Source organism: Microbulbifer maximicatervae (SeqCode) (genome assembly GCF_052466985.1).
Window position 1 is genome coordinate 1,592,748 of sequence record NZ_CP174298.1, and the last position, 11,525, is coordinate 1,604,272.

Annotated in this window: 11 protein-coding genes; 2 read left to right on the forward strand and 9 right to left on the reverse strand. The window is 50.2% G+C overall.

The features are described from left to right. Positions 1 to 84: 84 nt before the first annotated feature. Complete coding sequence (locus ACJJI3_RS06945) at positions 85 to 549, reverse strand: cupin domain-containing protein (protein ID WP_444897561.1); 465 nt, start codon at positions 547 to 549, stop codon at positions 85 to 87. 125 nt (positions 550 to 674) lie between these two features. Between ACJJI3_RS06945 and hrpB the strand changes: the two genes are divergently transcribed. Beyond that, on the forward strand, positions 675 to 3,239 hold the full coding sequence (hrpB, locus tag ACJJI3_RS06950) for an ATP-dependent helicase HrpB (protein WP_444941963.1): 2,565 nt from the start codon (positions 675 to 677) through the stop codon (positions 3,237 to 3,239). A 202-nt stretch (positions 3,240 to 3,441) separates the two neighbouring features. Beyond that, a complete protein-coding gene (locus tag ACJJI3_RS06955) occupies positions 3,442 to 4,437 on the forward strand; it encodes an endo alpha-1,4 polygalactosaminidase (protein ID WP_444941964.1) in 996 nt (331 codons plus the stop codon). A gap of 33 nt (positions 4,438 to 4,470) precedes the next feature. Here ACJJI3_RS06955 and ACJJI3_RS06960 read toward each other — a convergent pair whose 3' ends face one another. The 8 genes from ACJJI3_RS06960 to ACJJI3_RS06995 all read right to left on the reverse strand — a co-directional run bounded on the left by ACJJI3_RS06960 (position 4,471) and on the right by ACJJI3_RS06995 (position 11,472). Further along, the gene (locus ACJJI3_RS06960; RefSeq protein WP_444932981.1) at positions 4,471 to 4,905 is read right to left on the reverse strand and encodes a nuclear transport factor 2 family protein; all 435 of its coding nucleotides are present in this window, start codon (positions 4,903 to 4,905) and stop codon (positions 4,471 to 4,473) included. Beyond that, the gene (locus ACJJI3_RS06965; protein WP_444941965.1) at positions 4,889 to 5,764 is read right to left on the reverse strand and encodes a patatin-like phospholipase family protein; all 876 of its coding nucleotides are present in this window, start codon (positions 5,762 to 5,764) and stop codon (positions 4,889 to 4,891) included. The genes ACJJI3_RS06960 and ACJJI3_RS06965 overlap by 17 nt, the downstream gene beginning before the upstream one ends. A 239-nt stretch (positions 5,765 to 6,003) precedes the next feature. Beyond that, positions 6,004 to 6,873, reverse strand: coding sequence for a patatin-like phospholipase family protein (locus ACJJI3_RS06970; RefSeq protein ID WP_444941966.1), 870 nt, complete (start codon positions 6,871 to 6,873; stop codon positions 6,004 to 6,006). A gap of 316 nt (positions 6,874 to 7,189) precedes the next feature. Further along, positions 7,190 to 8,062, reverse strand: a complete 873-nt coding sequence (locus tag ACJJI3_RS06975; RefSeq protein WP_444897566.1) for a patatin-like phospholipase family protein — start codon at positions 8,060 to 8,062, stop codon at positions 7,190 to 7,192. 256 nt (positions 8,063 to 8,318) lie between these two features. After that, positions 8,319 to 8,909 carry a Fe-S biogenesis protein NfuA gene (gene nfuA / locus ACJJI3_RS06980; RefSeq protein WP_282933143.1) on the reverse strand — a complete coding sequence of 197 codons (591 nt, stop codon included), beginning with the start codon at positions 8,907 to 8,909 and terminating at the stop codon, positions 8,319 to 8,321. Positions 8,910 to 9,017: 108 nt separating this feature from the next. Next, positions 9,018 to 9,698, reverse strand: a complete 681-nt coding sequence (locus tag ACJJI3_RS06985) for a type 1 glutamine amidotransferase domain-containing protein (RefSeq protein ID WP_444941967.1) — start codon at positions 9,696 to 9,698, stop codon at positions 9,018 to 9,020. A gap of 33 nt (positions 9,699 to 9,731) precedes the next feature. Further along, positions 9,732 to 10,763, reverse strand: a complete 1,032-nt coding sequence (gene curA / locus ACJJI3_RS06990; protein WP_444932977.1) for an NADPH-dependent curcumin/dihydrocurcumin reductase — start codon at positions 10,761 to 10,763, stop codon at positions 9,732 to 9,734. 118 nt (positions 10,764 to 10,881) lie between these two features. After that, positions 10,882 to 11,472: a TetR/AcrR family transcriptional regulator gene (locus tag ACJJI3_RS06995; RefSeq protein WP_444941968.1), complete on the reverse strand. Its 591-nt coding sequence runs from the start codon at positions 11,470 to 11,472 to the stop codon at positions 10,882 to 10,884. Positions 11,473 to 11,525: the final 53 nt, after the last annotated feature.

Consider the following 11,525-nt stretch of genomic DNA (forward strand, 5'->3'; position numbering starts at 1 on the left):
AAGAAGTTAATAACCTTCATTAGTACTGAGTTTTGGATAGGGTTGAAGTCGAAAGTACTTGCAAGCAACCATTAATAAAGACAACTAACCAAATGCCGTATTGCCCGTAGAGCTAATTAGCACAAAAGCTATCACGCAAGGTTCTTCACCTCGATTGACCCAATTATGAACTGTCCCCCGCTGGACAAGTGCATCTCCCGCAGACAGCTTCACAACAACCTCATCTCCCATTTCCATCTCGATATTCCCAGACATCACTACCGCATAATCAATGCTGTCAGTTTGGTGAGATCGTGGCGTAACTCCCGGCCCAAATTCTACGACCTTAAAAACCGAGCCTCCCGGAATCGTAGTCCCATCAAATTTTCTCCCGCCGTTGTCTCTACCATCTTCACAAAGCTCTACGGGCAAGTCCTGAGTAGTCCATAACTGCTGCTGAACCATATGAGGCCGCCAACTACTGGTATGCAAACCCTGATCATCTATGAGCACTACTGGCTTTCCCTCTGGGTCGTGCCCTGTAACAACTCGCCGGACATTCACACTCATCGCACTCTCCTTTCTCCTGGGAAGCAACCATCTAGTTACGGGAGAATATAGTTCAGCCAGCAGCTAGCCAGCTTACCGGACAGTGCTGGTATCACCGATGTTGCGAAATCACTATAATCGCGCCCATGTCTGAGTTACCTATTCACAGTATCCTCCCCGAACTGCTCCAGGCCTTGAGAGGGCATAGTAATGTCGTGCTCCAGGCACCCCCCGGAGCGGGTAAAACGACCGCCGTACCACTGGCATTAATAGATGAGCCTTGGTTGAGCGGAAAGAATATTATTATGCTGGAGCCGCGACGTTTGGCCGCTAGAACGGCAGCGGCGCGCATGGCTAACCAGCTGGGTGAGAAAGTTGGTGATACCGTTGGATTTCAGGTCCGGGGCGAGCGGAAGTCAAGCAAGAAGACTCGCATCCTGGTTGTAACCGAGGGAATTCTCACGCGCCTCTTACAGGCTGACCCTGAATTGGCATCCAGTGCTCTGGTCATATTCGATGAATTTCATGAGCGCAGCCTGCAAGCCGACCTCTCCCTCGCCTTATGTCTTCAGTCCCAGGAGTATCTTCGCGAGGATCTCAAGATTCTGGTGATGTCTGCCACCCTGGATACCAGCGGCATCTCCTCACTACTAAATAACGCACCCATCATATCCAGTGAAGGACGCAGCTATCCCGTCGATATTGAATACTTAAACCAACGAGAAGAGCCCGAGGACAAACGACAAATCCCAGCTTTGATGGCAAGTAAAGTTGTCGCATCCTTAGGCAAACAAGAAGGTAGTGTTCTCGCCTTCCTTCCTGGTGTCGCCGAAATCAAACAGGTTGAGAGCTTATTGGAGGAGCGACTATCTGAGGAAACCGAAAAGGGCCGCATTATTATTGCACCGCTTTTTGGGGATCTGAGCCGTGAGCAGCAGGATCAGGCGATAGCACCAACGGCACCAGGCACGAGAAAAATCGTACTGGCTACAAATGTGGCCGAGACCAGCCTGACGATTGAGGGCATCCGAATAGTTATCGACTCAGGATTAATGCGTGAATCGCGCTTTAATCCCAACTGTGGCATGAATCGTTTGGTGACAAGCTCGATTTCCCAGGCCTCAGCTAACCAGCGCACAGGGCGTGCCGGGCGCCTCAGCGCCGGCTACTGTCTGCGACTCTGGAGTGAGGGCCGGCAACGGTCATTGAGCACCAATAATACAGCGGAAATCACCCGCAGTGATCTGGCTCCCCTGGCACTTGAATTAGCCAAATGGGGGGTTACCGATGTCAGCGAGCTCAACTGGCTCGACACACCACCCCCAGGACCTATGGCCCAGGCCCAGCAGCTCTTGCAGCAACTGGAGGCACTGGATGACAAACTGCGTATTACCCCTCACGGGAATACCATGCTCGCCTTTGGCGCCCACCCTCGCCTCGCACATATGTTAGTTGCCAGTGTCAGCTGGGGATTGCAGGAACAGGCCTGCTTGCTGGCAGCGCTACTATCGGAACGGGATATTTTCCGTGGCGAAGCCCGATGGGATAGGGACATTAGCAAACGGATTCAGGCTCTGCAGTCCCAAGGCAACGATCGGCGGGTAGATCGCAGTACTGCTCACAGAATACGCCAGCAGTCTAAAACCTGGCTCTCTCAATTAAAGAAATTTGAGTCAAGTTCAAGTCCTGCACCACAGAGTATCGATCACTCCGATGAAACTGGTGCCCTGCTTGGACTCGCCTACCCAGACCGTATTGCGAAATCGCGCAGTGATACCGGCAGCCGGTTTCTACTCTCCAGTGGCCGAGGCGCACATTTCTCCCATGATGACGCCCTAGCTTTAAGCGAATACCTGGTCATTGCCGAACTGGATGGCCAGGGCCGAGATGCAAGTATCCAGCTGGCAGCAGAGATTTCCCTGCCCGCTTTGAAGTCGCATTTCGCCGCCCAGATCAAAGAAGAGATTTCAGTTCGCTGGGACGAGACTACCGGCCGCGCTGTCGCCCTACAGCAAACGCAATTGGGGGCGCTGGTTTTACACCAGCGGCCTGCAGCAGATATTCCACCGGAGACCCTCAGTCGCGCATTATTAGAAGCCGTACGAAAGAAAGGTCTCTCCTCCCTCCCCTGGAACACAGAAGCTAACCAGTTACGTTTTCGAGTGGAATTTTTGCGCCAAAGTGAAGTGTCCGGGGATTTTCTCGGCGACACTCGAGTACCAAACTGGAGTGATGAGGCTCTATTGGAGACCATGGAGGATTGGCTGTTACCTCATTTGCAGGGGTTCAGCAAACTTGAGCAGCTAGGGCAGCTTGACTTGCAAAGCATCTTGCGCGGACAGCTTGAGTGGGACCTGCAACAAAAACTCGATGACTTGGCCCCCAGTCACTACCTGGTTCCCAGTGGCTCCCGGATAAGAATCGACTACGGAGAAACCCCACCTGTTTTGGCTGTGCGCCTGCAGGAGCTATTTGGATTGGCACAAACTCCAACAATTCTAAAAAACCGCTATCCATTGATGATTCATTTGCTCTCTCCGGCACGGCGCCCCGTTCAAATTACCCGTGACCTGGTGAATTTCTGGGCCAATACTTACCAAGAGGTAAAGAAGGAGTTGCGTATCAAATACCAGAAGCACTACTGGCCCGATGATCCCCTGACGGCTGAGGCTACTACTAAAACGAAGAAGAGAATGGATATGGGACGGTAGTTCTTTTTTTAGATTCACTGCCCCTGAGGCAGCAAAATTACTTTCTGGGCGGCGGTTAAGTTAACATTCAGCAACAACCGGATAGCATAAGCTGCCGCAAGGGATAGGAACTCGCGCCAATAGAGATAGTCTAAATTATTTTGGCCCGCAGCGACGCCCCAAAACCAGAACAAACTCTAACTCGTAGCAATGGAGATGTATTTTGCGCCGAATACTCTTAGCAGCTCTCAGCCCATTACTGATATTTGGCTGTAGCCTCGATGATCTTCCCGATGATTTGAATCAGTCAACTATCAAGTACGATAAGGAAATGCGTTACCTGGTAGAGGATATCAGCGCCTACGCCAAGGGCATCAACCGTCACTTTCTCATCGTACCCCAGAATGGGGTTGAGTTGATTACTACGACAACCACTACCACTGGTCCCGTCGATGAAGCCTACCTGGATGCCACAGACGGCATTGCACAGGAGGCCCTCTTCTTTGGCGCAAATGGTGATATCAACGAGCCCACCAGCGAGTCAGAAACCGAGCGCCTGCAAACTTACCTGGACTTGGCGAAAGATGAAGGGGATACAATCCTAATCACGGACTTCACCAATATTGAGCGGGATATTGATGAGTCATATGAGAATAACGAAGAAGCTGGGTATATTTCTTTTGCCGCAGATAGCGAACTCCTGAACGATGTACCGCTATATCCCGATGACCCCTTCAATGTTAACTCTCTGGACATTGATGACCTTGAGAAAGCCAAAAACTTTGTCAATATCACCAATACCAGCAACTACTCTACGCCTCAAGATTTCATCGATAAACTGAGTGAAACCGATTACGACATATTGATAATCGACTTTTTCTTTGACGGTGAACCTTACACAGAAGAACAAATTGAGCAGCTCAGGGTAAAAGAAAATGGCGGGCGCCGCCTGGTGCTGGCCTATGTCAATGTCGGCGAGGCACAAGACGATCGTTATTACTGGAAATCCTATTGGTACAACACCCCTCCCGAATGGCTACTGGGGGAAATATCCGACGAGCCAGGTAATTACTACGTGAAGTACTGGCAGGAGGGCTGGCAAAAAATTATCTTCGGCAACGATGATTCTTATATTTATATGATTGTTGATGCAGGATTCGATGGGGCCTATATGGATGGAATCGATGCATTTGAATACTTCGATTCCGACGATGAGTAATCATTAGGCCCCAACGCTTTAACTCAGCAGGCATCAGGCCTGCTGAGTTTCCTTATATTGAGTCACATACTGGGAAAGCCGCCCGGACATTTCCTCTGCCAATTTTTGCAGGGCGTTGAGCGGACGTATCATCACCTCAAACTCAATAATCTTGCCTTCATCATTAAAGCGGATAATATCCAATCCCTTCAGACTCTTATCACCGATGGAGGCTGCGAATTCAAGTGCCAGATCGTGTCCCGATTCGGTAGTAAATTCACGGTCGTATTCAAAGCTCTCAAAAACCTGCATCACCGTATTGAGAATCAGGCACACAGCAGCGGAGCTATGGTAGGGCTTAAAAAATGCCGGTGAACGGAAAACAGCATCTTCTGCAACGATCGCTGGCAAGCGACTCAGATCTCGCGCAGCGACCATCTCGTGCCATAGGGCAATCGATTCCGCTATTTTTTTATTGGAATTGTTCATTGGAGATTTCCTCTTCACTCACTTGTTTTTGTAAAAATTCTCTCCCATCAGCACACCCCAACTCGTAAGTTTTTTGGGCCAGCTCAGGATTTGTGTAGTCCCAAACACTGATGAATGGCGGTTTCGAGGGCTGGACATAAGTCCAATCCTGATCGCCTTTACGCTGTGTAAATATGTCCGGGAACTGATCGTAACGACGGGTCAACAACACCAGCACCCTTCCCTTTCCATTATCCAGCCCTGCAACCGGGATGTTATCTACCACCCCACCATCGAGCGCTGTTCGCCCCCGCAACTTAAGTCTTGGAGTGAATGGCGGCGTACAGGAGGAGCACAAAATCAGGTCCACCAACTCCTCAATACTGGAACAATCCCGGGCTCGATAAAATTGCTGCTTAAAACCTAAGCGCTGGGCGATCTTGGGGTGAAGGCTGCGTAAAAAATGCTTATCGGCATAGTAGGCCATGGCCCCCACTCCAAAAGCCAAACCGCCAGATAGACCTTTTGGTGGGTGAACAACCGCAATTCGCAACTCTGCGCCCTGCTGAAGGGTCTCCAGTCCATCGCGAAACAGCTCTAACATCGCATTGCGGTAGATTCCGTATTGGGGGAACACAGGTTCTTTACCGAAAAGGTTTCCCCAATAAGCATTTTTTTCATTAGTCTCGAACGCAGTCCAAAAATATTCACGAGCCTCCTCCGTCTTACCCATCAGCACCAGGCTCGACATTAGGCCCCCTGCCGAGACCGCAGTAACCACCTTCGGAGAAAGACTAATTTCGTTGGCTATCGACTCCCAAAAACCAATCTGCCAGGTACACCGCCCACCACCACCGGCAAAAACAACTTGGTCAAACATGATCTCGCTTCCCTGCAGCAGCCTTCCGGCTGGAACTTCCTGAGTCCATTCTGTGTTTTACATCCTCTCAAGTGCAGTTTCAGGCCGCTCTTTGCATTACCGCCGACACTTATGACCAATTAGTTTCAGCCTTCATGATGACATATTGATGACGACAACAATATGCAACTAATTGCATAAGCTAATCGAATCACAAGTATTGTGCAACTGATCGTCTTGACCCTGAACTCACTGAATACTCAAATTTCCACCAGGCGATCCTTACCGGACACCAGCGCATCGAGAAAGGCATAACCGTCTGCAACCCCAATTTTTAAGGTATGCCTCAGCGCACTGGGGTCAGCAAAATTCCACATCCCGATAGGCAGCGGGCTGGAGGGCTGCACATAAGTCCACACCTGCCCCCCCCTTTGCACACTGAAACTGTTCGGTAGGTGTGGAAAGCTCCCTGTATCCAAAATCAGAACCCGCCCTTTGCTAGCATCCAAGCCGGCGACCGGGGCATTACCTACCAGAGCTCCATCCAGTACCTCTGCACCATCAAGCGATAACCTTGGGGATATGGGGGGGGCACAGCAGGAACTCAAAATAAGCTGCTCAAGATCTTTCCCATCTTTGCATTTACTCACGGGGTGAAACATTTGGCGAAACCCCAAATGTAACGCTGTATTTGGGTGCAAGTCGTGAAAGATATGTTTGTTAGAGTAGAAAATTGCCAGCCCCAGCGTCAGTGCGAGCGGCACAGGCAACCATTCCGGGGGATAGGTCACTGCAATTCTGAGGTCGGCAGATTGACGCAGAGGCTCAAGGCTATCGTGGAAAAATTCATGCACCCCTTTGCGATAGATCTCAAAGTGCGGAAAAATTGGTTCTTTACGGAATGAATTATTCCAGTAGAAATTCCTTTCATTTTTTTTGCAAGCAGAGTGAAAGTAATTAACACCCTCACGGCAGCGATCCGTAAGCATGAGTGCCGCTACCATGCTGCCTCCGGATGCAGCACAAACAACTTTTGGCCGGATCGGTAATTCGCGACTTAGGGATAACAAAAAACCAAGCTGCCAAGTGCAACGGCTTCCTCCGCCACCAAAAACCATTTGATCAAACATGACGACACCCTCTAAAAAAGGCTATCGAAATAGATACGGGTATTTTTGATTTTAATTTTAGGCAGGAGTTTTTGTCTCTATCGCCACCAAGCGTTAAAGCGAGATCACAGTTAATGGCTCTCTCCCAACTATTACGCATCACAATCAGCGAACCTGCCAACCACCTTGATACAAATAGATATAAAAAAGGCTTCACTTTTCAAACCAACTAGGCATTGAGACTAAAGGTGTCTTTATCTCAACACTCAGTGCAAACCTATGAGTAACTTTAAGATCGTAACCTTCCAATCAGTAATTCAAGATATCCCCAGTCACATCAGGGAGGACTCTCAATTAACCGCCCTTCGCCACTCAGTGCCGCTAAAAATGCACGGCCATCTGCAATCCCCATACGGAAAGTATCTTTCACCTCTTCCGGACTGGCAAAATCCCAAACATTAAGTGGAACATGTCCAGAGGGCTGAACATATGTCCATTCCTGGTTAAATTTTTGTACCGTAAAACGGTCCGGCAGCTGCGGGAAACGTCGGGTTAGCAAAATAAGCACCCGTCCTTCACCAGTATCCAGCCCACCAATAGGCACACTATCTACAACCCCTCCATCCAATACCTCTGCACCGCCCTGCTTCAGACGCGGTGTCAGAGGTGGCGTGCAGGATGAAGTAATAACCAGCTTCTCTAACTGGGACGGATCTGAACAGTGACGAACTTTATAAAAAGATTGGCGGAAGCCCAATTTAAGTGCAGTAGTGGGGTGAAGGTTCGGGAAAATATAAGTATCAGAGTAATCAATCGCAGCTCCAATCATTAATGCGATTGGACCAGGCAGCCATTTCGGCGAAGTACTGACTCCTATACGTAGGTCTGCGGCTTCCCTAAGTTGATCAAAGCCTCCAGAAAATAAGTCGCTTAATGCTCGCCGATAAATTGTATAGTGCGGGAATACTGGGTCCTTGCGAAACATATTGCCCCAATGGATATTTTTCCCATTGGACTTAAATGCCGAAACGAAGTAATCCACCCCGTCGAGTGACCTGTCCATCAGAACCAGGCTGGCAACCAGGGAGCCAGCGGATACTGCACTGACCACCCGAGGTGCCAGATCAATTTCCTTTGCAACCGACTCCCAAAAGCCGATCTGCCAGGTACAGCGCACGCCGCCACCGGCAAACACCACTTGGTCAAACATAGATTGTTCTTCCCTGGAGTTGGCGCACAAGCAATCACTAGCATGACCAATCACTGGATCGCTGCACCGGCACTTTACATTGCCCCAGCGCCTCAAAAGCACCGAGGAATATTTCAAATATATACAGTGTGGGAGTAGTTCGTAGGGAGGCTTACGCGGGATCTAACCTGAGAGGTTCACTGCAATAAAAAAGGCGAACACAAGGTTCGCCTTTTTCTTTTGAGCCACTTGGCCGACTCAGAATGGTCTCAGGAACTCAGTAGTAAGCCTGGGACTTGTCGGTGTGGTCAGTAATATCTTTCACGCCTGCTAATTCGGGGATTTTCTCTTTGAGAGTCTTTTCCACGCCTTCCTTTAAGGTCATATCAACCATGCCACAACCCTGACAGCCGCCACCAAACTTCAACACAGCAAACATATCCTCGGTCACTTCTACCAGGCTTACCTGGCCACCGTGAGCTGCCAGGCCCGGATTAACCTCGTTGTACAAAACATAGTTAATACGATCCTGGATAGGGCTGTCGTCAGTAATTTTCGGCATACGGGAGTTGGGCGCGCGAATCGTCAACTGCCCGCCCATCTTGTCCGAAGAGTAATCGACCCGAGCATCATCCAGATAGGGAACGCTGCGCCCTTCGAAGTAAGCTTTGAGACCGTTCATTTCCAACATCACATCACCTTCTTCCTCCTCTCCCGGGCGGCAGTAGGCGATACAGGTCTCGGCGTTAGGCGTGCCGGGACTGGAAACAAACATGCGAATGGCAATTCCCTCACAGTCCTGTTTGGCCAACAGCTCTTTCAGGTATTCCTGAGCGGGTTCAGTAATAGTGACATTCAAATCAGACATATAGGCTCTCAAATAACCAAGCTTCTTTGTCGGGTATTCTACTCTCAGAAAGACTCAAGGGAAACCGGTCAGTTGGAACCCTTTCGACCGACCGGCCTCACCACTCTCCTAGGTGGGGATAAATCCCATAAGAGTCTGGGCGGTTTCCTCTGAAGAGGCCGGATTTTGACCAGTTACCAGTTTGCCGTCTACCACTACGTAGGGTGCCCAATCACCACTTTTGGAGTAGTTTCCACCATTTCCCTTGAGCATATCCTCAACCAGGAAAGGCACGACATCCACCAGTTCAACCGCAGCCTCTTCCGAGTTGGCAAACCCGGTCACACCTTTTCCCGACACCAGGTAAGCGCCATCCTGACGGCGTGTATGACGGAAAATGCCCGGAGCATGGCACACAGCACCGATCGGCTTGTCTGCGGCAAAAAAGTTCTCAATCAGTGCAATTGAGACCGGGTCTTCCGCAAGATCCCACAAGGGACCATGGCCACCGGGATAAAAGACTGCATCAAAATCAGACTCATTCATATCAGCCAATTTGTGGGTATTGGCCAGAGCCTGCTGAGCATCGGCGTCAGCCTGAAAGCGATGAGTCGCCTCCGTCTGAAAATCTGGCTCATCACTCTTAGGATCGAGAGGCGGCTGCCCGCCTTTTGGAGAGGCCAGGGTCACTTCAGCACCGGCGTCCTTGAAGGTGTAGTAAGGTGCGGCAAACTCCTCCAGCCAAAACCCCGTTTTCTTACCGGTATTCCCCAGTTCATCGTGGGAAGTCAGAACCATCAGTATTTTCATATTTCTGTCCTTATAAACTTTGTCAGCTTTGCTTCAATCATCATTTCCTATGCGCACAACTAACTTGCCGAAGTTCTTTCCTTCCAGAAGCCCGATAAATGCATTGGGTGTTTCTTCCAACCCTTCGACCATATCCTCAAGATATTTAATACTGCCTTCCGCAACCCACTGGCTTAATGTACGCACCGCTTCATGAAAACGTTCGTAGTAATCGAAAATAATAAAGCCTTGGATTTTCAAGCGTTTGGTCAGTACATCCCGCATTAACAAACTGGTGCGATCCGGGCCTTGCGGCAATGAGGTTGCGTTGTACTGAGAGATAAGCCCACATACAGGAATCCGCGCAAAATCATTTAATAGCGGTTGCACCGCATCAAAGACCTTGCCACCAACACTTTCAAAATAGATATCGATACCCTCAGGGCAAGCCGCAGCCAATTGATCGACAAAATCTTCGGCGCGGTGATCCAGGCACAGGTCGAAGCCCAACTCCTCTACCGCATAGCGACACTTTTCCTCACCTCCAGCAACACCGATTACCCGGCACCCTTGCAACTTGCCGATTTGTCCAACTGTTGCCCCCACAGGACCGGTAGCAGCTGCAACTACCAGAGTCTCTCCTTCTTTTGGCTCCCCAATTTCCAGCAAGCCAAAGTAGGCGGTGATTCCCGGCATACCCAGCACTCCCAGGGAGAAGGAGGGGTAATCCGGATTTTTACCCAAGTTAATCAACCCGGTACCATCAGAAATGGCATAGTCCTGCCAGCCGCTATAACCGAGTATCCAATCCCCCTCCTCGAAGCCATTCAATCGGGACTCAACCACACGGCTCACCGTCCCTCCAACCATGGTCTCTCCCAGTGAAACAGGCTCTGCGTAGGACTTCGCATCACTCATTCGCCCCCTCATATAGGGATCGAGCGATAGGAATACTGTGCGCAACAGCACCTCGCCGACCTCCGGCTTGACCACAGGGGCATGCTCCAGGCGGAAGTTATCTGTTGTCGGGGCACCTTCAGGGCGGGATGCCAATACCAGGCGGCGGTTTATATCGCTCGATTGCATTCTCTATTCTCCATAACTTCATAAAACGGAAGTCAAAGTCGCCAAATTAGACCGGTCGTCTAGAAAGGCGCCATAAAAATACCCGCAACGGTTTTCCCCTCGCGGGCTCAGTAAAAACTTAGTGTTTTCCCAGTATCTCCTGGGTCGCCAGCATCGCCTCTGCCATTGGCGTATCGTTGCGGTTTAGCTTGGCCAACAGGCTGGCTCCCAGCCACAGCTGGTACAAGAAAGCTGCGGTGGCGCGGGCATTGAGGGTGTCTGGTAGAGAACCGTCTTCCCCTGCCAGCTCGATACAATTCTGGAGCTTCTGAATAATATGCTCAGTCCCATCTCTGAGGATAACCCGCATCGATTCGGACAGGTCTGCCACCTCAGCGCTAAGCTTAACCACCAGGCAGCGGTGTGCATCGTAACGCTCCCCACTACTCTTCTGCCAAGCATCAAAATAGGCCAATAAATTATCGGCGGCAGATTGATCCCGGGAGGAAAAGCCAACGTCCATCTGTTCCAGGTAGCTGCGAAAATAATCTTCCAGCAGAGCCTCGCCAAATTGCTCCTTGGACTTAAAGTAGTGATAAAAGGATCCCTTTGGCACACCGGCGGTTTTGAGAATTTCACTCAAACCTACACCGGAGAAACCTTTTACGGCCATCACGGTGTAACCGGTATCCAACAAATGTTGGCGAGTATCTTCATAGCTGCTTTTCATGCCTATCACTCTACGCAAAACTAGACCGGTCGTCTAGGGATTTATAGTGATTA

Coding starts and splice junctions, on each gene's coding strand:
- ACJJI3_RS06945 (WP_444897561.1), bottom strand. CDS start 549: ATGAGTGTGAATGTCCGGCGAGTTGTTACAGGGCACGACCCAGAGGGA.
- hrpB (WP_444941963.1), top strand. CDS start 675: ATGTCTGAGTTACCTATTCACAGTATCCTCCCCGAACTGCTCCAGGCC.
- ACJJI3_RS06960 (WP_444932981.1), bottom strand. CDS start 4,905: ATGAACAATTCCAATAAAAAAATAGCGGAATCGATTGCCCTATGGCAC.
- ACJJI3_RS06965 (WP_444941965.1), bottom strand. CDS start 5,764: ATGTTTGACCAAGTTGTTTTTGCCGGTGGTGGTGGGCGGTGTACCTGG.
- ACJJI3_RS06970 (WP_444941966.1), bottom strand. CDS start 6,873: ATGTTTGATCAAATGGTTTTTGGTGGCGGAGGAAGCCGTTGCACTTGG.
- ACJJI3_RS06975 (WP_444897566.1), bottom strand. CDS start 8,062: ATGTTTGACCAAGTGGTGTTTGCCGGTGGCGGCGTGCGCTGTACCTGG.
- nfuA (WP_282933143.1), bottom strand. CDS start 8,909: ATGTCTGATTTGAATGTCACTATTACTGAACCCGCTCAGGAATACCTG.
- ACJJI3_RS06985 (WP_444941967.1), bottom strand. CDS start 9,698: ATGAAAATACTGATGGTTCTGACTTCCCACGATGAACTGGGGAATACC.
- curA (WP_444932977.1), bottom strand. CDS start 10,763: ATGCAATCGAGCGATATAAACCGCCGCCTGGTATTGGCATCCCGCCCT.
- ACJJI3_RS06995 (WP_444941968.1), bottom strand. CDS start 11,472: ATGAAAAGCAGCTATGAAGATACTCGCCAACATTTGTTGGATACCGGT.